Genomic DNA, 26,495 nt, shown 5'->3' with positions numbered 1-26,495 from the left:
TAACATGTAAATAACACATAAAAGCGAACGATAGGCATAAAACTAGCGAAAACAATTCGTAAATGTTCACCGTGAGCGTGCTTGGAGATAACTGCACCCCTTTTCTCTATTATTGTTGCTTAATAACCCACTTTTGATACTCATTCTCTTGACGATACTCATCCATTACCAGCTCAGCCCCATCCTCGGATATGCCAAGTGCTTTCCCGTTATGAGAACTTGTAACGCGCATCGTCCCGTCCTCATTCTTTGAAATGTTCCAGCGTTGATTCGCATAACCAAGATACGAATAGAGCTGAATACGATTCTGTCCTACATCCCAATCAAGAGACATTCCACTCAAGGTTCGAATGGAGTAAGAGCCGGAATCATCGCCTGTCGGTACAAGTACCCATTTGAAGCCTTTACTCGCACTCTCTGCCTCGTCGGCAACTCTTATCACTTCTCCTACTTCAGATGGAACAGCCTGCAACGCAACGGGACGTCCTGCGTTATGAATCATCACCTGCTCCAATTCTGCGTTCTTCCTATGGATTGCATTCACATTCTGGAATGACACATTCCCACCGAACACATGAAGTCCAAGATGTCCTTCGACAAACGTTCCATCCTGAAGATCCAGAATTCGCTCACCATCTACATCAACCTGAATTCGAGGACCGTTCGCCTGAATCCGGATGTGATACGTATGATCTTTACGAACGAATCTCGGGATTTGAGCAAGTACCTGTCGATTTTCGATTTTTCCATTCACTTTATAAAATAGTCGGATGGACTTCAGGTTTGGGTCCATATTCAAATAGTAGCCGCTTCGTCCATCCTCACTTGCACGGAATACAATAGACCCTGCTCCACCCAGTGCTCCCAGCGTCAGATCAGCATCATATTGAAAATCCCCTGCCGTTTCCTGTGCGATATATTGTGTATCTCCACTATAGTTGCCCTGTATGCCTTGTTTGGAAATAAGCCATTGGGCAGATGATTTATCCGACTTCCAGCCGGACAAGTTGGTATGGAATATGCCACTGGATACCGTTATCGGTATGTGGGCAGAAGCTTTGCCGTCTGCCGTTGATACCGTTAATAGTGCTTCGCCTCCACCCACAGCTCGAACCGTCGCTTTCGTTTTATCAGAATGAATGATTTGCACCACTTTAGGATTGCTTACCTTCCATTTCAACGCTGGAGTGACGCCTTTTCCGGGTCTGCCTTCCACCGTGGCGTATAGCGTTTGTGTCTGCCCAACATTCGCCGTTCTTCTTTGTATATCTGCAATAACCTGAGACTTGGAGGAAGTGCTCTTTCTCCAGATGTTATCTAAGGCGTACACCTTCATGGAGCTCACCTTCACTTCCCCACCAAGGCTATAAAAAGCCATTGCCCTTCCCGCCGGATCTGGAAAAATTACATCCGAGAAGACCACCTTGCCATCATTACCAAAGACCTCTATAGAGGATTCATCGACGAATATACGTAACTTCACCTTTCGATTTTCAGGTTGTAACGGGGCCTCGTGTACCTTGGTGAATAAGTCGGAGAAGCTTACGTCTCCCGAAGCGGTGCGATCCACGAACATGTTCTGCGTATTTACTCTGTATCCTACAGTGGTCTTCTGCCCTTCTCTTTGACGCAGTTGAAAACCAAACTCGGTTACAGAGCTGTTAGCTGGGATTTCCACTTCAGCTTCAATCTCATACGCACCCGCCGTTAGGCCATCAAGCGGATTTTTTGTTTTTGGTCCCACCACCATTTGTTGTGCACTATACAGGTTATGCCGCAGTGTCTGGAGTTCAGTGATTGGTGTTTGCACCAAACGTATTCCTTCATCCGTGGTTCGAAGAGAGACTTCTCTCGGTATGGTCAGTTGTCCCTTCCATGAGGAAGTTGGGAATTCAAACGGATAATCCCAGTTCGTCATCCATGCAAGCATGACTTTCCGCTGATCCGGCATATTCGAAAAGGACATCGATGCATAGAACTCCTTACCGAAGTCCGTTCTCAACACTTGACCAGCCCGATGATCGTTCAGGAATTTCCCATCAGCTGTTAGCTGGCCTACAAAATATTCCGCATCTGACCCTTGGGTCTTCGGATTGGCCCCTGTACTGATCATTAGCACCCACTTACGTTGACCCGTTCCATCTACAGGCAGTTGAATCAGATCGGGACACTCCCACACACCACCTCGAACATAATCGCCATATCCGAAGTTATCAGTTAAGGTCCAATCGAGCAGATTGGTTGAAGTAAAGAACCGGATGTGATCCCCGCCGGACACCACCATCACCCAACGGTTGTGATCTTCATCCCGGACGACCTTCGGATCACGGAAATCCCAGCTTCCCGGATCATCACCATTCCTGCCCGGATTCTCAATGACAATCGGACGATCTTTGGCGTATTGCCAATTCCGGCCTTGATCAGTACTATAGGCGAGGCCGATACGTTGATTGCCACCAGGTTTATCTGGATGATAGGAAGTGTAGTACGCAATCAGACCTTTTCCGCCCGAATCCGTGAACAGACCGGAGGCATTATTCAGATCAGCAATTGCTGATCCCGACCATACATGGCCCTGATCATTCCAGGGCAACGCGATAGGTAAACGCTTCCAATTTATTAGATCAGAACTGACGGCATGAGCCCAGGTGCCTCCATCCTGATGAAACAGATGATATTCTCCTTCGTAATAGACTAGCCCGTTTGGATCACTTGCCGATCCTCGAATCGGAGAATAATGGTACTGGGGACGATAGTTCTCTTTATAGTACGCCGACTCTTCCGTTACATAGATATCCTGAAAATAAGCGATGCCTTGCTGAACGACAAGTCCAGCATTTCCATTAGCGTAGCTTTTATCTGTCACCTCAACAGCCGCAGGCGTGTACCCATCTACATAGACCTGAATCAAGCTGCCCGAGGCTATAACTTCGATGTGATGCCTCGCTCCCGGTTGGCTTGGAAACTTGCGATTCGAGCTGACGAGCACTGTACCGTCCGCTTTTCGAAGTTGTACCCGAACTTCTTCCCCTTCCCGAATCAGGGCTGCTTCATATCCCTTCGTTCCGTCTGCATTTGCCCTGAATAGCAGCGCTGCTGAGGTACTCGCATTGGCAAGCGATATATTTCCTTCATATACAAAATCAGATGCTGCTTTCTCGTAGATGACTCTTCCTTTCCCCTGCGCGTTTGCTTTCCCTTTATATCCTTTCAAATCCGGCTGCCATTCACCTACGCTGCTGATCGTTTTGCCGATATTACCATTCATGGTACTAACCTGCACATTCTGGAACAAAGCCGACCCATCCCACACATGAAGCCCAAGATTCCCTGATGAGTAGGTACTGTCTTTCACATCAATCACCGGGTCATACCGATTATCCCAATATACCTGAAGACTCTCTCCGTCCGCTTTCACTTTCAGATGATAGATACCTCCAGATTGAAGGTTTGCTTTATGTTCTACATTTAACGTTCCCGGCTTTCCACTGGCATCTCTTAGACGTATCACACCAGCCTGGGGAACCACTTGCAGCATATATGAAGACCAGCCTGTATCATTGGATCGAAAAATAAGACTCGTATCCGCTTTCATATCCTGAATCATCAAATCAGCTTCATAGATAAAATTATCGGCTCGTGTGGCCGATATGGCCATCACATTCTCCCCGGCGTCCGAAGTCAGACGAAGTCCTTCATCCGTATCTTCCAGATTACCTCTACCTTGCAATGTCCAGTCTGACAAATTCGTTATTGCCTTAGACACTTTGGTTAACATTTGAACCGTCTCCCCCTGTTTTGCTGATTCCTTGGAGGTCTGCTCTATCCTTTGCGAGGCATTTGTCTCCTTAACAGATGCTGTGGAATAGGCTCCAGCAGAAGAAGATCCAAGGACACATGATAATAGAACATAACCAATGGAACGGAAGATGATTTTCACGAGCATTCCCTCTTTTCATATTAGTAGATGAACAAAAATCCCACAAAGGACGGCGCAGTCTCTTAGATAAGTGAACCTGCATCCGCCCCTTCTGGGACGTCCATACATATCAAACGCTATAAAGCATATGTTTCATGCTGCAATGCTTCTATACCCAATGCGAGGGCGCCGCATAGTCCTGCGTGCTGGCCCAATCCAGGCTGAACAATATATTGGTCAATATGTTGCGTTATTGCGGCTGCATTCACATAACCATTCAGATTCCGTACAACCTGATCCCGGATCATGGGAAACAGATGACTTTGCTGCATCACCCCTCCGCCCAAGATGACCTTTTGAGGGGAGTGAAGCAGAATGGCCGTTGTGATGGACTCCGCAATGTAAAAAGATTCGATCTCCCAGGCCAAGTGGTCTGTCGGGAGTTCGCTTCCAGGGCTCTGCCAGCGGGCTTGAATGGCTGGGCCCGCAGCCATTCCCTCCAGGCAATCGCCATGATACGGACATAATCCGGCAAAATGATCTTCCGGGTGGCGTCTCGTCCGGATGTGTCCACCCTCTGGGTGCAGCAATCCATGCACACGTTTGCCTCCCGCCACAAGTCCAATCCCAACACCTGTGCCGATCGTATAATACACACAATTGTCCAGTCCCTTCGCTGCTCCCCACGTGACTTCTCCAAGGGCCGCTGCATTCACATCCGTATCCCATCCGAAGGGAACCGGGAATTCGCGCTTCAATGATCCAATAACATTACAGTTTTCCCACCCTGGCTTGGGCGTTGTTGTAATGTAACCATAGGTGGGGCTACCCCGTTGCAGATCAATCGGACCAAAGGAGCCGATCCCGATCGCCGCCACTCCTTTGTCCCTGAAATAGTCGATGACCTTCGCCAGTGTGGTCTCGGGATGTTCCGTTGGAAAGCTGCACCAATCTTCAATTTCCCCTCGCTCGTTACCTACACCACATACAAACTTCGTTCCACCGGCTTCTATTGCTCCTATACGCATCTTACTGTCCCCCTCGCGATTATTCCGACTGACCTTCAACTCGGATGGGGGATAGCTCGTAGATATGAAGCGAAGAAAATACTACATCCTTATTTTCGGACTGAACAGAGATTCCCTCGGAACCCGCATCCGGATAGATCAGATCCGTAATAACCGCTTGACCGTCATTGGCAAATACCTCTACGGATGAGTAATCCACATAAATACGCAGATGTTGGTTGCCGTCCACTGCTTTTAATCCCGCTGCATGGCGGCCCAGGAAATGTTCATGGAAATTGCTAATACCCGATCGACTGCGATCAACATATACCTCATTCTGGCTAGCGTCCACACCGATGAGCGTTTCATTGTCTGCACCACTTCGTAATGCAAATTGAACAGATTGATCAGAAGCCCATTCCGCATCAATCTCATAGTTTACAAGGCCCAAGGTGTTCAACTGCTCACTCACTTGTTTGATGGAAGCATTCTGTAAGGATAGTACTGGTGTGCGGGCGTGCTCGAGCTCGCGTGCAGGACGCTGAACCAGCAGGACTTCCCCGTCCCTTTTCTCCAATGTCAGCTCTCTCGCAATGGTCATGGCGCCGCGGTAACCTTCGGTTGGTGTCTGATTGGCATACATCCAGTTGCTCATCCAGCCCATAAACAGGCGTCTGCCGTCTTCTGCCGGAATGTCGGACCAACTAACCCCTGCGTAGTTATCCCGACCATGATCAAACCAGCGAACGGTATGGGAAGCTTCATCAGGAACAAATGTAATCCCATTAAAATCTCCGGTGAAGTATTGCGTTCTGGAGCCTTCCTTGAAGGCCGGATCTGCACCAATGCTGACAAGCATCACCCATTTCTCCTGGCTCGCATCCCCATCCACGGATAGCGGGAACAGATCAGGGCACTCCCAGACGCCATCATGCGAACCGATCCCGGCGCCGAATTCACTGCCCAATGTCCACTCCTTCAGATCGGGAGAATGGTACAGACATACCGTCTGACCACAAGCGATAATCATAATCCATTCCTTGGTCTGCTCATGCCAGAACACTTTGGGATCACGGAAATCCACGAATGACTCATGCTCCAGTACCGGATTGCCCTCGTATTTCACCCATGTTCTTCCACTATCCTTGCTATATGCGAGGCTCTGCCGCTGGATCGGATGATCGTTTGGCACCTCCTGATGATGGGTAAAAATAGCTACCAGTCCTGGCTCATCGTCAAAGAATCCAGACGTATTGTTCCAGTCCACCACGGCACTGCCGGAGAATATCATGCCAAGTTCATCCGGCGCCAAAGCCACAGGAAGCTCTTCCCAGGTCACCAGATCCTTCGTCACCGCGTGTCCCCAATGCATCGGCCCCCATGTTGTGCCAAACGGATGATGCTGATAGAACAAGTGATACTCACCTTTGAAAAATACCATGCCATTTGGGTCATTCATCCACTTCTCCTTGGGTGAGAAGTGATAGACGCCCCGGTAATCGGTTGTTGAAATGGTAGACATATTGGTTTACTCCTTTGATTCAAACCGTTGAAGAGGTAACTTTGCTTCACTCACGCAACTTAATGCTATGTGCGACAAAGCCCCTCATCCAGTTTGTTTTATTGGGTGTTGCGGTCATATCCCGCTTGTTTAATCTGCAGCCACTCTTGCAAGCCAAGACGATCCAACTCTTTCAGATAAGCATCCCACTCCTGATCGATCTTTCCATTCTGATACCATTCCGTGCGCATACGCAGCACGTAGGCGAACAGATCAGTCTCAATGGTGGAAAGGCGGTCGAGTTCATCGATTGAGAAGAACACGCTTGGATAGACGTTTTCTGCTTTCATGTGTGGAACCATATATTTATCGAGCAGTTCCATACGCCACGCAGCATCTTCCGGTTTGGTTGTGTATTTGTCATAGTAACTGTCGAGAATAGCCAGCGGTCCTGCAATACTCGTTTTCTGTCTGAGCTCAACAGGTGCAGCGCCTTCCAGCGGAAGATGCTTCAGCATGCCTTTAGCTTCATCCAATTCAAAAATATTCTGTTGTGTCTCATCACCGTAAGTTCCCCAGTTGTTCTGCACGGACTGGAGCGGATCGTACAATTGGTCCACCCACTTCGCTGTGGATTCCAGATTTTTATTGCTGCTCGTAACAACCATGCGTCCCCGGTCTAGACCGATACCGTTTGTACGTGCGACATTAATTTCTCCATTCGGTCCGGCGACAGGAGGCAGAACATCATAGGTATCATTCATACCTGTAATGTTGGCCTTATCCCAAGTGAAGTACATGCCATACTTGTTGTCTTTGCCCTTGGCCAGATACGTATTCCAATCCTGCTGATATGCTTCCACATCCACAAGACCTTCCTGGACCAGTTCGTGAATGTATTTGACCGCTTCTTTGTAACCTTCATCAGCTGCAGTGAAGACCACTTTTCCATCGTTGGTCACCACCGTGTGGTCCCAGTTCTCCCCGAGTCCAAATGCTGCAAATAGAAATGTCAGATCTTCTCCGCCCGGCTTGTTAATGAAGGACAACGGAATTTCGTCAGCCTTGCCATTGCCGTTCGGGTCCTGAGTTTTGAACGCAATCAGCACTTGTTTCAGTTCTTCGGTTGTCGTTGGCATCTTCAGTCCGAGCTTGTTCAGCCACTCCACGTTGATCCAAGGTAAGTCATCCACCGCCTGTATGCGCTGCTTGCCACTTCCGAGCTCCTCAATCCAGGGAAAGGAATAAATATGTCCGTCTGGAGCCGTAATCATGCTCTTGTATTCAGGAGCTTCCTCCAGCACCTTTTGCAGGTTCGGCATGTATTGCTCAATCATGTCCTCCAGTGGAATGATGGCCCCATCCTTCGCCAGTTTCAGGAGATCATAATCCCCATAACCTGCGTCAAAGATGGCATCAGGCAAATCACCGCTGGCTACCGCCAGGTTTCTTTTCTCTGCAAATACGTCACTCGTATAGTTCTTCCAGTTGATATGCACATTGGTTTTCTCTTCAAGTCGCTTGTTAATCAGCTTCTCGTTCGGATCAGCAGGGGCCAGCGGAGAACTCTGTGTTATAAAATTCAATGTCACTTTGCCATCAGGTGACTGGGCTTCACTTGCCGCACCGCCTCCTCCCCCACCACACGCCGAGAGCAGGAGCATGGCTGACAACATGGAGATGGATGCCGTTGTAGCGGCTTTTCTGGACTTGTTCACTTTTTTCATAATAATGACCTCCGTGGATTGTGTTGGGTCGAACGTGCTTTATTTCAGGCTGTTCACTATTTGAGTGAACCTACCATGACACCTTTTTCGAAATATTTCTGAAAGAACGGATACATGATGATGAGTGGTAGACTCGAAATGACAATGGCTGAATATTTGATCATTTCCGAGAGCCGTTTCAGTTCCGCCATGGCAAGCTGATCACTAATCATGCCCGGCGCAGCCTGATTCTGAATCAGAATGGAGCGCAGTACGAGCTGTAAAGGATGGAGGTTTGGATTATCCAGATAGATCATGGCGTCAAAATAGGAATTCCACTGCCCCACAAACGCGTACAACGCGAGGACAAAAATGATAGGTTTCGACAACGGAATAACGATCTGGAAGAAAATCTTCATCTCGGAGGCACCATCCACATTGGCGGCTTCTTTCAGTTCTCGCGGTACCCCTTTGAAGAAGGTTCTGGAGAGAATGATGTTCCAGACATTGACTGCGCCTGGGATGATAATGGCCCATACCGTGTCCAGCATGCCGAGATTACGAACAAGCAGATAGGTCGGGATCAAACCGCCACCGAAGAACATCGTGATGATAAATATAATCATGAAAAATCCTCGCCCAGCCAGCCTTTCATCAGACAAGGCATACCCTGCAAATATCGAAACGGTCACCGTCACGAGTGCAAAAGAAACCGAGTACAGCACCGCATTAGCAAACCCTCGAATCATGGCTGGATTGGACAAAATCATCTGATACCCATCCAGACTCCAGTCGGATACATTGAAGGACAGTCCACGGTTCAGCAGCACCGTTGGGTCCATGAATGAGGCAACCACGATATAAATCAGGGGGACAACCACAACCAGTACGGCACAGGTAAGAAAAATCGCGTTCAGTGCGAGGATCAGACGATCCAGTCCCGTATGTTTGATAACCATGGATAACACTCCTTTCCTAATAGAGGCCTTCGCCTTCATTCAATTTCTTCACGATCAGATTCACAGTCACCAGCAAAATGACATTGATGACCGAGTTGAACAATCCCACTGCCGCAGAATAAGCGTAATCTCCGGACTGCAAGCCCACCTTGTAGACATACGTGGCAATGATTTCGGAGGAAGGCAGGTTCATGGACGTCTGCATCAGGTAGGCCTTCTCAAATCCAATCGACATGATCCCGCCAGCGGCAAGAATAAATACGATGGCCATAATCGGTCGAATCGTCGGAAGGTCGATGTGGCGAATACGTTGAATGAGATTCGCTCCATCCAGATTGGCTGCATTGTGAAGTTCCGGATCGACATTGGCCAAAGCAGCGACATAGATGATAGAAGCCCAACCCGCCCCGGTCCAGATATCCGACAAAATGTATATCCAACGGAAATATTCCGGTTCGGACATAAACATAATGGGATGCCCTGTAATTGCTGTGGCTATCTGATTGATCGGCCCTGTTGGGGATAGAAAGATGAACAGCATACCTACAACGACGACCACCGAGATGAAGTTGGGGGCATACAGAAACAATTGGATGTTTTTCTTCACTCCGGCTTTACGTACCTGATTGAGCATGAGAGCAAGCAAGATCGGGACCGGAAAGCTAAAGATCAATCCGAAAAAGCTGAGTTTAAGCGTATTCATAAAAATGACATCAAAATTGGGCGAAGCTAAAAACTTCTCAAAATGCTTCAAGCCTACCCACTCACTGCCCATGATACCTTTGATCGGACTAAAATCCTTAAATGCAATAATGGCTCCGTACATCGGGATGTATTTGAAGATAAGGGTCAGGATCAGAGCTGGTGCGAGTAACAAGTACAAAAAATAATTCTTTTTGAACTGCTGCATCCTGTGACCGGTCGATGTCCTCTCTTTCAACGCCCTTCCTGTACCCTTTTTGGTATCCACTGTGTTATCCAACACATGACCTCCGTTCATTCCTGAAGTTGACAATTGTTTGTAGTAAGGGCTTTCAATATTTACAATTGCTCATTTAATAATTTACAATTTAGCAGGTAATCTAGGCATTAGTCAATACATTATGTAAAAAATAATTGTGCATTTGATCTCATTTTGTATGTTTTTCGAGTTCGAAATGTACATTAAATTGTATATACAACGTTTATTTATTCCTCTTCAACCTGTCACCCCTCTTATCATCAGCAGGATACTTCGAACTAATTACCATTTGCAACGAAACTACTGAATACAAATAATAGCGCATTATCTGAATTAAAAACGTAAACTAAATTGTGCATATGTAAAATCGCGATTGCTATTTGTTCCGATCTATTATACATTTGACTAAGATAATACTATCGACGACCATATGATCATTAGAGGTGAAGCACTAGATGGCAAAAGAAAAAGTCACGATACAGGACATCGCGGATGCTTTGGGCATCTCCCGGAATACAGCTTCCAAAGCCTTGAATGATAGCGGAAATATCCCGGATGAGACACGTAATCGTGTAATTAAAAAAGCAATTGAACTTAAATATAAACAGTTTGCCTATATGGAAAATGAGCATATTCTAACCAAGGCTCCAAGCAATATCGCCCTGTTAACGGAAAATCTGCCCAATACATCTCACTTTGGTTCGATGTTAATCAGTGGTCTGGAGAAAAGAATCAGCGCAGAGGGCTACAATCTCTCCATTCATATCGTGCGTGAGGTTGATCAGGATTCACTTACACTTCCCAACAATTTTGATATTTCCAACGTGGACGGTATCATTTGCATTGAATTGTTCGATCTCAAATATACTCAGCTTATTACCGATCTTGGAATTCCCACGATCTTCATCGATAGCGCTTCCGACATCTGTTATCCGGAATTTCATGCCGATTTGCTGCTAATGGAGAACGAGCACAGCACGTATCAGTTAACCAGAAAATTAATTGAGAGTGGCTACAACCAAATTGGATTTGCCGGGGATTACAATCATTGCAAGAGCTTCAATGAACGTTGGGTAGGATACCAGCGGGCCATGCTGGAAGCGGGGCTGCAGGTCGATCCATCCCAATGCATTGTGGATGATGACCGCCTGTTCTTCTCGAAGCCAGGCTGGTTAAACGAGCGGGTAGCTGAGCTGAAGTCGCTGCCTGATGCGTATGTATGTGCCAACGACTTTATCGCAGTCGAACTGATCAGAGCGTTGAGAGCGAGGAATGTTACTGTACCGCAGGATATTGTCATATGCGGATTCGATAATGCGCCTGAATCACGAATTATTGAGCCTCCATTAACAACTGTGCATATCTACAGTAACGAAATGGGAATCAAGGCTGCGGAGATGCTATTATCCCGGATTGACAATCCATCCCAGCCTTATCAGGTCTCGCATATCGTGACCAAACCGATCATACGGGAGTCCACACCCACAATGATGAAGTCCAATCCACAGACCGTTTAACCTATCTCATAGATCTCTTAAAAATAAAAAGCCATATCTTTCACGCAGAATAGAACGTGAAGGATACGGCTTTTTTTATAGGGACTTATAGATCCCTTCGATTATAGCAGTCACAATATGATGCGAACAGGACGCAGCCTCTTATCGGGATTCGTAGCTCCGTGCTACACGGATGCCTTGGATGATCCTTTAGCTGAACGTACCTCTGTACGAATCAAATTGAAGATCATAAAGACCAGCACAACGAGTTGTGGAATAAAGGTCTCCCATGTCGGATACATGCCAAGCCAGCCCATCGTCGGCAGACTCGGTTCGACATGGGCCCCAAGGGTTGCCGAAACTTGAAGGGAGTGTATGCTCTCTCCAAGGAAACGAAATACCAGATAATAAATCAGCAGCGTAGCGGTCAGGAAAAACCATCGTACAGGCAGACGTACACTGAACTGAATAATGGCCACAGCCAATACAATCAGGATGAGCAATGCTGCCCCCATGCCGATCAACATCTGCGAGGTCTCAATTGCAGGCGCCATACCAATATAAAAGATCGCAGTCTCCGCACCTTCTCGCAATATGGCGAGTCCCGCCACGGCAAAGAGTGACCACAGACTCCCCCTTGCCAGTGCACCACCTACCTGTCGCTGTACATAACTATTCCAGGAGCGGGTATTTGATTTGCTATGCATCCAATGCCCAACCGTCAACATTAGTACAACGGCTGCAAGCCCCGTATACCCCTCAATCATCTCCCGTGTGCTACCCGATGATGCCACAGCAAGGGTCAGCGACAGTACAACGGCCAGCGCCGCACTAAGCAGCAGACCACTACCGGCACCAGCCCAGATCCAGCGCCGGGCCGCAGTCTCGCCACTCTTCTTGGCATAAGCGAGCAATGCAGCCAGTACCAGAATGGCCTCCAATCCTTCGCGAAGCAGAATCAATGCTGCATCCCATGCCGTATATGAGGTAGTAGCCGTTAACGGCTCCAGCCGATGGATCATTCGGGTTACAACCTCGGTTGCCTTCACCGTATTTGGCGGATTGGAGACGACATATCCGGATGCTTCCGCCATTTCATTCTCAATGGCCGTATATGAAGCTGGAGATGATATCTGTACCTGACCTTCAACCAAAGGCCAGGACACAATAAACTGCTCCAATCCCGATGCGGCAGAAGTCGTATCCCCCGCTTGAATCTGCTGCTCTACTTGCTCCAGTAATTTCAGCAGGTCGGACAAAGAAGAAACACCAGAGGATGCTGACGTATCCTCAACTTCCCCTTCCTTGAGTGTCCCTGCACTATAGTCTGTGAGCAACGTGACCAGTTCCTGCATACGCTCTGTTGCCTGTTCTTCCTTGCGGGGTTCGGCCTGCATTGAAATACGAATTAGGCTGATGTCTTTCTCCAACTGGCTGTATACACCAAAATGATCCTGGCGGATCGGAGCTTCGGTGCCTTTCCAGGCCGTAACAATCCGTTTATAGGCAAGCTCTGCCTGGGTCCAATCGCCCTGTTCCATTGAACTCAAACTTTTACGTGCGTCCGGCAACAGCCTTTCGGCCGCTTTACGGCCTGCATCGCTGCTCTCTTCCGCACCCTGAAACGCCTCAATGTACTGATTGGTCGCACGGGCAAGATCAGCCAGTGCTTTCTTGGCAGCATCAGAATCCTTGCCAGACAGTGCCTGTTCCGTTTTGGACAGGGCATCACTTACAACGCTGGCGGCCGTCGCAACCTGATCTGCGTTCTGCTCCGGCACCAACGTGCTGGCAGTATCCCACAGTTGCCGGAATTCAGCGACATCCTCCGTCGCTTCTGCCAGCTTGCCCTGTCCGACTTCAACCAAGGCGCTGCCCACAGGCGGCAACAGACTATCCAGTTGTTTTTGCACAGACTGCTCTTTGTTTTGGAGCCCCTCAGCAGAAGCGTGTGACATGCCCGGCAAACGAATCACCCCGGACCCCACCATCAGGAACACCAGCAGCATCAGCAAGGAACGCATCAACCTTCCTTTGTACAGCAGCCGCTTCTGCGCCTTCCGATCTGTGATCCTGCCCATCATTGTCATCCTCCCCATTAAATTAAGGTGTCCCCAATATATCCGCCATTCGTAATCCCAGGAAAACAGGCAAATACAGCACTGCCTGTGTGCACGGTATATTCATTCAGCTTATCGTTCTTTGCCAGTCGTTTCTGAATCGGAATAAACTGTTTCTCCAGGTCCCGTTGATAGCTAATGAACAGCAAACCTGCATCCAGCTGTCCGGTCTTGGCATCGAGCCCACTCGAATACGAGTAGGAGCGGCGTAAAATTTGCTGACTGCCATCTCCCTTGGCGAGACGCAGATGTGACGTTGCAGGAATGACAGGCTGCCCATCGGCAGACTTGGCCTTCAGATCTACCGGATCGAACTCCCCGCGGCTGCCGAGCGGCGCTCCGCTGTCCCGGTGGCGTCCAAAAGTCGCCTCCTGGTCTTTCAATGTGGAGCGGTCCCACACCTCCACACGCATGCGAACCCGGCGGACGGCCATATAGCTGCCGCCGGCCATCCACCCCGGACCGTCAGCCGGCTGCGCCCAGACGGTCTGGTCCATCAGCACGGCATCCGTTGTATCCGGATTGCCGGTGCCATCCTTAAAGCCGAGCAAGTTGCGCGGTGTTCCACCCGCAGGGTCAGCTCGGCCTGTGCGCTGGAAACCTTCCTGCGTCCAGCGCAATACCGCATGCCCGCGTGCGATGCGCGCGAGATTGCGGATAGCATGGAAGGCGACCTGCATATCGTCTGCGCAGACTTGCACGCACAGGTCGCCACCACACCACTGCGGGTCCAGCGCATCTCCGGCGAATGCCGGCAGATCGCGCAGGCCCTTGGGCTTCCGGCCCTGCAGCCCGAAGCGCCCGTCAAACAAAGATGGCCCCACACCAAACGTCAACGTAGTTCGTGACGGTGTCAGGCCTGCCGCTTCGCCCGTATCGGTAGGGGGGGTATTCAGCGTTGTATTATGTTCGCCAATCATCTCTCCGGCGGCCATGGCAACGGCGGCCGCCGTCCAGTTCTTGAACAGACGGCGGAGGTCATCCGCACTTCCCGCCGTCACATCAAAGGCGGCAAAGCAGATGAAATCTTGAGCCGGGGTAATAATGCCTGCCTGGTGCTTGCCATAGAAGGGCAGTGCTTTGTCCGGCGTGTTCACATCCAATGCCGCCGAACTGCTTTTGCGGCCCAACGCCATCAGACCGCTGGCACCGCCTCCGCCCAAGAGCAGACCCAATCCGGCCACGCCGGTCAGCTTCAGCATTTCACGCCGTGACAACGGCTTTTTCAGCGAATCCTTTTTCTGCTCGGTCATCGTTCTACACTCCCAGTACCTGTCCCATGTTCGACAGTGGCTCAGCCAATGCATCCAGGTTCTGACTCAGCTTCTTCACGTCCTCATCCTTCAGCTTCTCATAGGAAACGTACCCGTCTCCATCCTTGAATGGAGCAAGTTCTTTCTCGAGCGCATCGAATCGGTCCGCAATTTGCTGATTCAGATCTTTGTCTTTGGCAGCCAGATCATCCTTAAACAGGTTATATATCTCGCGTGCTCCCTCTACATTCGCTGCAAAATCATACAGATCCGTATGGGAATAACGTTCTTCTTCACCCGTTACCTTACTGGAGGAAACCTCATTCAGCAGTTCTACCGCACCCGTTACCATTAGACTCGCATCGATGTCCATCGTCTCGACTTTGGCACGCAGGAGCTTCGCATCACTTAACAATGTATCCGCAAAGTCAGTCATGCCTTCGGTCGTCTTGTCTTCCCAAAGTGCTTTCTCAATCCGGTGGAATCCACGCCAGTCGGCAGCCTCCACATCCCCGTCACGAGCATCGATATTCGGGTCCAGATCCCCAAGTGCTTCGGCTACTGGTTCAATGCGTTCATAATACATACGAGCTGGTGCATATAATGATTTGGCAGTCTCCAGATCACCAGCTTTCACGGCATCGGTGAACTTCTCCGTTTGCTTCACGAATTCATCGATCTGCTCGATTGCAAACGCGCGATAGCCATCCACTGCGGTTGTATAATCACTTCCGGCAGCTTCCTGATCTGCTGCATCCGTGGTATCTGTGGAAGTTTGATTTTCGCTTTGAGCAACGGGCGTTTCCGCCTGCTTGTCCGAACCAGCTTCATTATTGCCGCAAGCGGCGAGTAAAACCGAAGTTGCCAGCACAACAGCCGGCAGTGCCAATATTTTTTTCAACACGATACACTCCCCATTGGTTAAACTGATATGGTTGTACACCTACGATAAATATGTCGATGAGTACAAACCCTTAGATTAACGTTCATTTAATGATAATGATTATCAATTTCGGTAAAGACATCATAATTCCGGCGCATACTTATGTCAATATGAAAATAAGGGGACCGGTTTAACCACATACTCAGGTGGAAAATACCGGGTATTAATTCCCTTGAAAACATAGACAAACTTCGTCATCAGCCGTTAAAATGAGACAAAATGTCTAGATTATTTTAATTTATGAAATTGGAGGCTTATGCCATGAAATGCCCAGTATGTAATCATGAAAATGGAAATGCCAGTTTTTGCGAGAGGTGCGGCTCTAATCTAACCCCTTCCTCCCCTACTGCAGATTCCGCTCAGGATCAACAATCCGCTGCTGCCGAACCTGAATATACCCGTTGGTCGAGCACACAGGCGACACCTTCTCACGCTCCCATTTCTTCCAACACACCTTCTGCTCCCAGACCTGTACAACATGTTTCCGAATCTTCAGACTCTTCCGGCACAGAGGGCGCTTCAGCTTCAGGAGACAACAACACCAATCAGTGGAATAACATCGTACAAAATGAGAAAGTTCAGCAAGCCAAAGAAGTAAGCAAACAGTATCTATCCTATTTCCTTAGTGTGCTCACCCGTCCTTATCAAACTATGAAAACTGTTGGTGAACAGCATTCTCTTAACGGCTGGATCACGATGGCTCTGATTGCGGTTCTATCCTCTACATACTTTTTGATTACTTTCGGCCGGATGGATATGGACGGATTGTTCATTGGCGGGTTTATCAGACCGCTGTTGTTCACCGCCATTTCTTTGGTCGTAGCTATCGCATTGATGTATGCCATTTTGAAGATTGAAAAAATAACGTTCCGCCCCAAAACACTGGTTGCCCAGTTCGGTACATTGCTTGTGCCCGCTGTAGCGTCGCTCGTCCTGGCGAATCTGTTTATTGTTATCTCGTATTCCATCGCTATCTTCTTCCTCGTTGTCTCGTTTTTGATTATCTTTGTATCTCTTAACACGGTACTGTTCCAGTATCCGCTGAATCGTACGAAGGCAGCCATCGATAGCATGTACAGCGTGTTGATTGCCAATGTTGTATTGTTTTATATTTTATATCGCTTGTTGGCCACAATGATCATGGGATTGATCAGCCTTATGTTCTCTCCATTTGGTCGTATGTAGCATCTAGTTCAAAAGCTCTTACGAAGGCTCTCCCTGCTCATGCGAGGAGGGTCTTCTTTTGTTTTCAACGTCAGCAGATTGCACTCGTTACGTTCCATACACTATAATGTGTAGTGTAAAAGGTATGTCCTTTTTTACGTAAGGATATGAGGTAAGAAGCGCTCCATGCTTATATCTGATCTGCACCATTGTCATCAACACTACATTTTGTAGTGAATCGTTGTGATCATTCATTTTATTAAGAAGGGTAGAGGGAATCGATATGGACATGAATATGAATCATATGCAAATGGAGCACGAGGCAGGCACATCCTACCTATGGCTTATCGTTGGAGCAATCGTTCTATTGTTCTCCATCGCAGCTTATATCTGGACTGCACGCACCCAGAAGTCTGTACTGGCACATATGAAGAAGAATGAACGAGCCGTGATTAAAAAGAAAACCCGATCCATCCGCCTGGGTGCACATGCACTACTGGGGGTGTCGATCATTGCGTTTGTTCTTTTCTTCATGCAGGGCGCACTTACCAAGTATGATGTTGCGGATCTGAATGCCGGTGCTGCGATCGAAGTGACTGACGATAAATACTACGGAGCTGATCATACAGAAGAGCCGATTCAATATGAGATGACCATCCCAACGTCAGGGCCTCATAACCCGCATGATATCAAGTTTGGATTTTACACCGATTTCCCCGGCTATCCATATCTGGTACATAATCTGGAGCATGGAGATATCATCATTTATTACCGTGAGAGTGCAAGTGATGAGCTGAAAGAGCATCTGAAATACCTTGCCAAGTTCCGCAAAGCTGGATCAGGTATCCTGGCAGTGCCGAACAAGGACATCCCTGAGGGTAGTGAGGTCGTTGTGACGGCATGGACCAAAACCATGAAGCTGGACCAATTCGATGATGCCAAAGTAGGCACTTTTATTAATAAATATATTAACCAAGGACCAGAGAAGATCCCTGCCTCCATCCGCCAGGGTGGCGGGACGATGTAAAGCCCCCATCTTTGTAGTAATAACAGCAAAGGGTTCCTTCAATCAAGGGGAGTCCATGAGATGAGATATCCATTTATACGTTTCAAACAAGATAAGCTCCTGGATCTACTTGATCCGGGGGCTAATTCTTTATCATGCAGATGCCGATATTTTAAATAGAAATGAAATACATATATGTACGTTAGCAAAGTAGGAAACGCATTCCCAATAAGACGATTCATCCAACTTCAATATAAGAATTCATAGTCCTACATATCAAGGGGGAACATTTCTACTAATGAACAGTTTGTTTATGCGTATCTTTTTATTTTTTTCCTGTCTGATGCTGGCGGCAGGAGCCGTTCTTGGCATTACTATGTATCGCTCATCTGCACAGCTGGTTGAACAATCAATGGGCATGCAGGCACAGGCTGTTGCCGAACGAGCAGCACAATCCATCGACACCTCCCTGTATGCGCCGCTCAGTACAGGACAGGATCAAACCGAGTATTACGATACCTTGCGCGAACAACTCAGCCAGCTTCGTCAGGCCAATGGGTTGAAGTATCTGTATACACTTGGTAAGCGTGAAGAGAACGGAGCCGCATCGTATTATTACGTAGTGGATGGCGCTGCTCCGGATGTGGAAGAGGATGATTTCTCTCCCTACGGGTCCCCTGAAGAGAACCAATATGCGGGAATGCTGCAAGCCTTTGCGCAAAACGAACCTTTCCGGGGCGATCTGACCCAGGATGAGTACGGCGCGACGATTACAGCCTATGTACCGATTCATGGGGTTAATGGGGAACTGCTTGGTCTGGTTGGCGCCGACCTCGACTCCACTGCCGTCTACGAGTTAATGACACGCAATCGGATGACCATGATCTGGACTGCCCTTGCCATCGTATTACTCAGCGTGCTGCTGGTCTATGGATTTGCTCATTATTTGACCCGTCCTCTGGTGAAACTGAAGAAGATCATTGCTGAGGTGGGCAAAGGTGATCTGACCGTCGATGTCGAGCTTGGACGGAAGGATGAGGTTGGACAACTGGCTTCGGAGTTCAAACATCTGGTCACAGATACACGAGATGTCATGACAGGTATCCGCAAAAGCTCCGATTCCCTGTTGCAAGCAGCCGAAGGGGTATCCAGACACTCGCTGGCGACAGCGGAAGCCAGCCAGCGCATTGCTGAGCACACAGACCACACAGCCAAAGGCGCTGCGGAGCAGGTTGCACGGGCAGGCGAAGTTACTGTAGCAATGGAGGAAATTACACGCAGCATGCAGCATATTGCGAATTCATCTTCCATGGTGGCTGATGTATCCGAGGAGACGACCCATAACGCGATACAGGGTCAGACCAACATCAACACAGCGATTGACCGCATGGACAAAATCCATCAGGCCAACACACAGATGGAAGCATCTACCTCCCAGCTTGCGCAATACTCCAGCAAAATTGAATCGGTAGCCCACATGATGAAGGGCATCGCTTCCCAGACCAGTCTGCTGGCATTGAATGCAAGCATTGAAGCTGCTCGGGCCGGGGAACATGGCAGCGGATTCGCCGTTGTTGCTTCCGAGGTTCGGAAGCTTGCGGGGGAATCAGAGCAATCTTCCCAGCATGTGACTGAACTGATCGCCGAAATGACGCGTCAGACTGCCGTTTTATCTTCGCATATGTCGGCCAGTACCTCAGAAGTTCAGGCCGGTCTTGCTGTTGTACAAGAAGCAGGACGTTCGTTCACGTCCATTCATTCCGGCATTGAGACGATGAATGAACGTCTGCACGAAGTGTCCGCCGCTTCCGAACAGCTCTCCGCCAGTGCCGAAGAGGTATCCGCCTCCGTTGAGGATATGGAACATATTTCGCGCAAGTCTTCTTCCAGCATTCAGGAGGTTTCCGCCGCAACTGACGGGCAGCTGAAATCGATGGATGAGATGAGCACATCTGCGGAATCCCTTCGTGTGTTGTCCAGTGAATTGAATGGGTTGATAAGCCGATTCAAAATATAAATCCGATTGTAGATGGGCAATCCATGGAGCCCACCGGATGAATACAAAAAAAGCCGCAATGCAGGGAACAGGAACATGGGGTTTACCCCATTCCTGCTCACTCTGCCTGCGGCTTTTTATTGTTGTCAATTTAATGGAGGCTGGCCTTGCGGCTGCCTGAATTAATAACGCTGCGGAGCAGCTTTTTTGCCCAAATCCGTCATGTATGTGAAGAACGCTTCTGGATCAGTATCATACACAAGTTGTACTGGACGTCCGTCTGCTTGTTCCACCGTACGGCCTTGGCTTGGACCATCCGGGATAACAATACAGTTCACCGTTTTCTTCTTCACGATGTCCTCACGTCCAACGGAAGCCGTAGTCAACACATCCCACAGATAATACGTGGAGTTCGTTTCACTGTATACCAGTGGCGGACATCCTGCGTAACAGTTACCCAGGAAGTCAACGCCTTCAAAGCGGCGCTCTGCAGCCCAACGGTTACGTACAGCAGGTGTCAAAGGTACTTTGTTCGTGCTTTCCAGGGCTACCAGATCAATCTGGATGCCGCTCTGCCATACACGGTAAGCCGCTTCCGGGTCCCAGAATACGTTCCATTCTGCTGTACCATCATGCTCAGGCTCTTCAACGTTCCCTCTTTCGAACGTTCCACCCATCCATACAAGCTTGTCGATTTTCTCTTCAATGTCCGGTGCTTCGTCCAGTGCACGCGCAAGATCAGTCAGCGGTCCTGTGAACAGGAGCAGCGTTTTGCCTTCGGTGTTGCGCACTTTCTCAATCAGATGCTGGTGAGCCGGAACGGCAGACAAAGGAGCTTCCATTTTGCCGGATTCGTTCAGTACTGGAAGTGCATCTACATAGAAGGAATGCAATCTCCACGCCGCAGGAAACGGATTCTTCCCTCTGGAGTTGGATTTCGCTACCTCTACAGAATATGTGCCGAAGCGATCGATAATTTTACGGCTGGCATCTGTAGCTGGCTCCAGATATCCGTCTGCCGGAATAACCGATACACCGGTTACATTTACATTGTCCATTTGCAGAAGCATGAACAGCGATACGAGGTCATCCACGCCGCCGTCATGGTTAAAGTACACATTAAGTTGGTTCGTCATGCTTGTTTTCATCCTTCCCCCTGGTTGTCCCATTGATGTTCATCCCATCCGTCTGCCTAAGGCTGACGTTACCTCTATTATGTCCCAAAACCCTTGGCCACGTAAACCTTCCTCGTACAAAGAAAATAGCGGGCAGGTTTGTTTTTGCGGATATTTTACAGTTCCTCCATTCCATCTCAGCATATACCCGGATCAACCTGCACTCCAATATAAAAATGGTAAAAAAAGGACAGTAGGCTTGAGGTCCCCACTGTCCTTGTCTGAATCTATCCATCAATTACATGGATTGTTTTTGTTTCTCTTTGGCTTTCTCTGCAACAGGCACATACTTGCCTGGCCAGAAAGCCCATTTGCCCAGCAACGTAGTAATGGCTGGCACCATGAACGGTCGAACAAGGAACGTATCGAGCAAGACACCCGCAGCCGTGATAATACCGAACTGCACCAGCACCTGTATAGGCAGTGTTGCCAGTACGGCGAATGTACCTGCGAGAATCAGTCCTGCGGAAGTAATTACAGATCCGGTTTCACCCACACCTTCCTTGATCGCTTGGCGAAGTGGCATCGTTTTGCGTTTTTGCCAGATGCTTGAGATCATGAAGATGTTGTAGTCTTCACCCAGCGCCACAAGGAATACGAAGGAATACAGCGGAATCGCTCCCTGAATGGCGTCTGCCCCCAGTCCATAGTGGATAATGAGCCAGCCAAGGCCCAGTGCGGAGAAATAGGACAGTACTACTGTGGCAATCAGATACGCCGTCGCTACGACGGAACGCAGGTATAACAGCAACAGCAATGTGATCATTCCGATTACCACTGGGATAATGATGCTGGCATCCCGCTCTCCAGTGACTTCGATATCATACTGCTCAGCCGTCTGACCATCGATCCAGACATGGCTGTCCACGCTTGTTATTCCAGCATCTTTCAATGCCTGTTCAGCCGTTGCCCGCAGATCCGGGATATGTTGCATCGCCTCCATCGAGTATGGATTCAGATTGAATTCCACATCGTAAGCGGTGATGTTTGCATTCTCAGCACCCTGCTGCGCTTCACCTACCTTGCTTACGTAATCCAGCGATTCCAGACGTTGTTTCAGATCTGTCTCGCTGCCTTCTGTATCGATAATCACTTTCGCCGGAGCGAGTTCACCTTCCGAGAACTGTTCTCCAATGACTTTGAAACCTTCACGAGATGCAACATTCTCCGGGAAGGACGATAACAAGTCATACGTGAATTTTATTTGGCTAGAGAAAGCAGCCAGTCCACCCAACAACACCAGCGTAATCGCCAGTACTGTCCACGGTTTGGTTACTACTGTACGGCCAATCCAGCTTTCCTTGATTTTACGCGGAGCAGGCGCTGGTTTGCCTTTTTTCTTCGCACGTTCTACTTCCATATCATGCGTACGCGGTACAAACGGGTAAAATGAACCCCGACCGAAGATCGCCAGCAAAGCCGGAACCAGCGTCAGGCTCGCAATAAACATGATGAAGATGGATAAACTGAATGGTACTGCAAAACGGTGATAGGCACCATATTCTGCGAACAGCAGTACAAGCAGTGCTGCAACAACTGTAAATCCACTCATGGCAATCGCACCGGACGATCCGGTAATCGCCTGGAAGAGTGCTTTCTTTTTATCCGACTCATGATAGAGAATTTGACGGAATCTGGAGATCATGAACAGACAATAGTCCGTACCTGCACCGAACAACAGCACTGTCATAATCGAGATGGACTGCGCGTCCACTGTAATCCAGCCCTGATCCGCCATAAATCCGAGAATCGGACTAGTGACCATATAAGCGAACCCAACTGCAATAATCGGGATAATCGCCAGTACGGGCGAACGGTAGATCAACAGCAACAGCACGAGTACCAGCACAACTGTTGCAATCAGCAGGGATACATCCGCAGATGAGAATAATCCGCTCGCATCAATTGATATCCCAACCGGGCCTGTAACCCGCGCGCTTAGTGCGCTGGCATCATCAATGGCAACGTCAAATGGGTCGGAGCCAAAAATGTCTTTCGTTTTCTGCTCCAGCGCTGCAATGCCCTCTTTCAACTGTGACGAATCAGCTTCCTGATTGAAAAATAGCGGCATAACCAAGGTGCTTCCGTCTTCCGAAAGCTGACCTTTCAGAGCCTGTGGCGGCAACTGATATAGCGGAACCACAGATTGCTGCTGCTCCACCGGATCTTGATCCAGTCGCTCCGTTAACGCCTGAATGTTCTTAATCTGTTCATCCGTCAGACCGCCGGCTTGACGCCAGACGATGAGGGCGGGAACACCTTCGCCGCCGGGAAATTCTTTCTGGGCAACTGCTGCCGCCTGCACCGATGGCTTGGAATCACTCAGATCCTGCGCGTTATTCGTTTCACGATCACCAACAGCAGGCCACACCACACCAAGTACAACCGCGACGATGATCCATACCAACAGTGTAATCCATTTGCTTCGTTTGCCGGCAACCCAGCGGCCGTAGCCCGAACCTTCTTGCATTGTCTCTTCATCTCCCTATTTTGGTTCTATGAAGCCGTTTTTATGTGATAAATATAGAAATGAACCACGGGTCATAGTATAATTGACTTAATTATATATACCGGAAGGTTAATATTGCAAATACTAATTTTGTGAACACTTTTGTACAGCCAACATGAATAAGTAAAGAGGTATGCAACCATGAGCAAAAAAACGAACCCTCCCCGCTCGCCGGGCAGGCCCAAAGCCGATGCCGATCAGGCATCAGTCCAGTCAAAAATACTGATGACCGCCTCGCGGCTATTTATGGAATACGGGTATGAGCCCGTCTCTCTCCAGCAAATCGCCTCGCTATGCGGCGTGACCAAAGCATCAATTTATTATCATTTTTCCAGCAAGCCGCAGCTATTCACCGTCGCCATCACCAGTATGATGGCCATGGGCATGCAGCAGACAGCTCTTCGTATGGATGCACCCGGTACATTACAAGAAAGACTGGAGAAAGTTGCGGAAGGACGGATGCAACAATCTCACGTCGATACCGAGACCATGATGCGTGAAGCCAATACCTATTTGGATGCAGATCAGTTGGCCCAGATCCGTGAAGCCGAAGTACGCATCTATGAAGTCCTCGCCACCCACTTTAAGCAGGAGATGGACAACGGTTATTTGCGATCTGCCAATCCGATGCTGCTTGCCCACGCGTTCACGTCCTTGCTGATGCTGGCAAACCGTGAAGACGTGCGCGACATGCATGCAACAATTGCCGATCTGGCACGTGAACTGGTAGCTTTATTTTTGGACGGAGCCGCTCACAAGGCTTAAAGATCTCTCCATGCTTTTGCCAATGCCGCGACATCAGTTCGATCGGTCCTGCATGACGACTTGAACTCACAGGAGGAATAACCCATGTCCCAACCAACACCATCCCCGCGCATCCCACGTCTGTTGGAAACGAAGCGCATCTATCTTCGTCCATTTGAATCGACTGATGTTGATATCTATTTTCCCGGATTGTTTGACGCCGAGATGCGCAGACTTACTGGAACACAAAACAGCTTCACCCGTACCCAAGTAGAACGCTACATCGAAAACGCGGCCCAGGATGACTCACGCTTGATGCTGCTGATCGCCTTGCAGGAGAATGACCAGGTCATCGGGGAGATTGCCCTGATGGACCTACATACCAAAAATCTCAGTGCACATATTCGGATCGCCATTGATCATACAGAGCATCAAGGAAAAGGCTATGGTAGCGAGGCATTGCTGCTTATGTTGGACTACGGCTTCGGTATCTGCAATCTGCACCGAATCGAGCTTGAAGTGTATGCCTTCAATCAACGTGCGATTCGTACATATGAGAAACTAGGATTTCAACGTGAAGGTGTACGGCGAGAGGCCTTGTATTACAATCATCAATATCACGATGCCATTCAGATGAGCATGCTCGAGAATGAATTTCGAGAGCGGCATGTCAGCAGACTTAGATAACGAAGACTACGTGCTACCGGGAGGGGATTTCTTCCGGTTGGTTTACGTTCCCGGCAAATAACCATGCTCCAGTGGATTTATCCACTACAGCGACCATAAATGGACGATTCACATCCATCCTCACCAGATCCGTTGGTGGAGCACTTCCAGCCGCCATTCCCACTAATGTTGAAGCAGCAGCTACAGTCCCTTGCTCGCTCACTTCCATCACGGCACGATGCAGTACCTGACCAATGTATGCTTGCAAGTTCGGCCCGGGAGAAATCATTTCCGTGAAATTGGCGGCATACGGATCAAAGGCTATTTCCATCCCCATCTGCTGCAACGTTTCTTTCAGGTTCATGCCATACTCCGCACGAAAACGTGGCAAGGACAGCTCAACTAAGCTATATTCGGAGCCGCGATCAAGCCGTTTTGGGTCATCCAGCAACTGCTGCTGAACCTCATCCAGCGTACGCCCCTCTCGCGGCAAAACGACAAGCAGATGCATCTGGCCATCTCCGTAAGGCAGTCTAACCGCCTGCCAATCCTCATTCTCAGAGTATTGGAACTGCTTTGTCTGATGCATCATCCGCACAGACAGGTCCTTTCCATTGGCCAGCTTAAACTCTTCGTCCGTCGTGTACTCCGGGTCAAACTCATCCATCCAATTACCATCAAATGCAATGGCATTCACCAGAATCATCAGAGCTTCCTTTTCGGGCGGCTCCTGCATCAAATTTGGAATCATGCCGTTGGTGTGCTGCTTCACCCATTGATTAATCTCTTCCTTTGCTTGTGCTGGTTGTCCATTGAGTGTCCTGATTTCGGCTTCATACGTTTGCTGTACGGCTGTTTGGTACGTTTCCTCTACCGGGATTCCGTGCTTCACCCACATGGAGTTCGCAATACCGATCTGTATTCCTTTTCCCGGATGGGTCAACAACTGCTGCAAAGCCGCTTGAAAAGCATTTACTTGCTCCATTTCTAGCCCCGACCAGCCCATGACCTTTGCCATCTCTTGCCTAGTCTCACCTACACTGCCGTTATATGCCATGCCAATTGCCGCCGTAATACTGTAAGGAGAGATCAGCAGATTATTCCCGTCAGCTTTTTCTTTTGTACCCATCTGTTGAAGAATATGCAGCCCCATGGTGTTCATGGCTTGGATTCTTTCGGGTTCGATCTCTTTCAGAGCAGCTTTTCGTTCTGACTCGGATAACTCCTGATTCGAATTAGATTGCATCTTGTTTGGGTCCCCCTTTGCTGAACAGCTCGTAATGATCAGCCCACTTATACAGCATAATAACAGTAATACTCCTAACCGTGCATGCATCGAAATCCCCCCTCATCCGTAATACTCAGATACC

The 26,495-nt window shown here is 48.9% G+C and carries 18 protein-coding genes; 6 read left to right on the top strand and 12 right to left on the bottom strand.

Features of this window, described 5'->3' with window-relative positions:
- Positions 1–109: 109 nt before the first annotated feature.
- The 6 genes from ACR1R9_RS29245 to ACR1R9_RS29220 all read right to left on the bottom strand — a co-directional run bounded on the left by ACR1R9_RS29245 (position 110) and on the right by ACR1R9_RS29220 (position 10,002).
- On the bottom strand, positions 110–3,778 hold the full coding sequence (locus ACR1R9_RS29245) for a GH32 C-terminal domain-containing protein (RefSeq protein ID WP_433923781.1): 3,669 nt from the start codon (positions 3,776–3,778) through the stop codon (positions 110–112).
- Positions 3,779–4,056: 278 nt separating this feature from the next.
- On the bottom strand, positions 4,057–4,947 hold the full coding sequence (locus ACR1R9_RS29240; RefSeq protein WP_433922104.1) for an ROK family protein: 891 nt from the start codon (positions 4,945–4,947) through the stop codon (positions 4,057–4,059).
- A gap of 19 nt (positions 4,948–4,966) precedes the next feature.
- Entirely contained in the window at positions 4,967–6,448 is a 1,482-nt protein-coding gene (locus ACR1R9_RS29235) for a glycoside hydrolase family 32 protein (protein WP_433922105.1), read from the bottom strand.
- 98 nt (positions 6,449–6,546) lie between these two features.
- Positions 6,547–8,154, bottom strand: coding sequence for an ABC transporter substrate-binding protein (locus ACR1R9_RS29230; protein WP_076287466.1), 1,608 nt, complete (start codon positions 8,152–8,154; stop codon positions 6,547–6,549).
- 56 nt (positions 8,155–8,210) lie between these two features.
- Entirely contained in the window at positions 8,211–9,092 is an 882-nt protein-coding gene (locus ACR1R9_RS29225) for a carbohydrate ABC transporter permease (protein WP_433922106.1), read from the bottom strand.
- A 16-nt stretch (positions 9,093–9,108) separates the two neighbouring features.
- Positions 9,109–10,002 carry an ABC transporter permease gene (locus tag ACR1R9_RS29220; protein WP_326066890.1) on the bottom strand — a complete coding sequence of 298 codons (894 nt, stop codon included), beginning with the start codon at positions 10,000–10,002 and terminating at the stop codon, positions 9,109–9,111.
- A 506-nt stretch (positions 10,003–10,508) separates the two neighbouring features.
- Here ACR1R9_RS29220 and ACR1R9_RS29215 point away from each other — a divergent pair.
- Positions 10,509–11,570 (top strand): LacI family DNA-binding transcriptional regulator, encoded by a 1,062-nt coding sequence (locus ACR1R9_RS29215; protein WP_433922107.1) that lies wholly within the window; start codon positions 10,509–10,511, stop codon positions 11,568–11,570.
- A gap of 164 nt (positions 11,571–11,734) precedes the next feature.
- Here ACR1R9_RS29215 and ACR1R9_RS29210 read toward each other — a convergent pair whose 3' ends face one another.
- The 3 genes from ACR1R9_RS29210 to efeO are packed head-to-tail and all read right to left on the bottom strand — an operon-like array spanning position 11,735 to position 15,823.
- Entirely contained in the window at positions 11,735–13,633 is a 1,899-nt protein-coding gene (locus ACR1R9_RS29210) for an FTR1 family iron permease (protein ID WP_433922108.1), read from the bottom strand.
- Positions 13,634–13,647: 14 nt separating this feature from the next.
- Complete coding sequence (efeB, locus tag ACR1R9_RS29205) at positions 13,648–14,922, bottom strand: iron uptake transporter deferrochelatase/peroxidase subunit (protein WP_433922109.1); 1,275 nt, start codon at positions 14,920–14,922, stop codon at positions 13,648–13,650.
- A 4-nt stretch (positions 14,923–14,926) separates the two neighbouring features.
- Positions 14,927–15,823, bottom strand: coding sequence for an iron uptake system protein EfeO (gene efeO, locus ACR1R9_RS29200; protein WP_099857328.1), 897 nt, complete (start codon positions 15,821–15,823; stop codon positions 14,927–14,929).
- Positions 15,824–16,126: 303 nt separating this feature from the next.
- Here efeO and ACR1R9_RS29195 point away from each other — a divergent pair, with 303 nt between their 5' ends.
- From ACR1R9_RS29195 to ACR1R9_RS29185, 3 genes are all read left to right on the top strand, one after another.
- On the top strand, positions 16,127–17,050 hold the full coding sequence (locus ACR1R9_RS29195; RefSeq protein WP_433922110.1) for a hypothetical protein: 924 nt from the start codon (positions 16,127–16,129) through the stop codon (positions 17,048–17,050).
- Between the two features lie 274 nt (positions 17,051–17,324).
- On the top strand, positions 17,325–18,056 hold the full coding sequence (locus ACR1R9_RS29190) for a DUF3105 domain-containing protein (protein WP_433922111.1): 732 nt from the start codon (positions 17,325–17,327) through the stop codon (positions 18,054–18,056).
- Positions 18,057–18,333: 277 nt separating this feature from the next.
- Positions 18,334–20,052 (top strand): methyl-accepting chemotaxis protein, encoded by a 1,719-nt coding sequence (locus ACR1R9_RS29185; RefSeq protein WP_433922112.1) that lies wholly within the window; start codon positions 18,334–18,336, stop codon positions 20,050–20,052.
- A gap of 161 nt (positions 20,053–20,213) precedes the next feature.
- Here the strand turns inward: ACR1R9_RS29185 and ACR1R9_RS29180 are convergent, their stop codons facing one another.
- Positions 20,214–21,167 (bottom strand): nucleoside hydrolase, encoded by a 954-nt coding sequence (locus ACR1R9_RS29180; protein ID WP_063567354.1) that lies wholly within the window; start codon positions 21,165–21,167, stop codon positions 20,214–20,216.
- A gap of 277 nt (positions 21,168–21,444) precedes the next feature.
- Positions 21,445–23,676: an MMPL family transporter gene (locus ACR1R9_RS29175; protein WP_310854096.1), complete on the bottom strand. Its 2,232-nt coding sequence runs from the start codon at positions 23,674–23,676 to the stop codon at positions 21,445–21,447.
- Positions 23,677–23,940: 264 nt separating this feature from the next.
- Here ACR1R9_RS29175 and ACR1R9_RS29170 point away from each other — a divergent pair, with 264 nt between their 5' ends.
- Together ACR1R9_RS29170 and ACR1R9_RS29165 are read left to right on the top strand one after the other, a co-directional pair.
- Positions 23,941–24,480 (top strand): TetR/AcrR family transcriptional regulator, encoded by a 540-nt coding sequence (locus ACR1R9_RS29170; protein ID WP_310854097.1) that lies wholly within the window; start codon positions 23,941–23,943, stop codon positions 24,478–24,480.
- An 84-nt stretch (positions 24,481–24,564) separates the two neighbouring features.
- The gene (locus ACR1R9_RS29165) at positions 24,565–25,146 is read left to right on the top strand and encodes a GNAT family N-acetyltransferase (RefSeq protein WP_175381495.1); all 582 of its coding nucleotides are present in this window, start codon (positions 24,565–24,567) and stop codon (positions 25,144–25,146) included.
- Between the two features lie 13 nt (positions 25,147–25,159).
- On the opposite strand, the gene ACR1R9_RS29160 is transcribed toward ACR1R9_RS29165, so the two are convergent.
- On the bottom strand, positions 25,160–26,371 hold the full coding sequence (locus ACR1R9_RS29160; protein WP_310854098.1) for a serpin family protein: 1,212 nt from the start codon (positions 26,369–26,371) through the stop codon (positions 25,160–25,162).
- Positions 26,372–26,495: the final 124 nt, after the last annotated feature.

It is taken from the genome of Paenibacillus taichungensis, assembly GCF_050994985.1.
In the GTDB taxonomy this organism is placed as follows: domain Bacteria; phylum Bacillota; class Bacilli; order Paenibacillales; family Paenibacillaceae; genus Paenibacillus; species Paenibacillus taichungensis.
The sequence above is the reverse complement of the archived record's forward strand: the minus strand, read 5'-3'. Positions and strand labels throughout refer to the sequence as shown.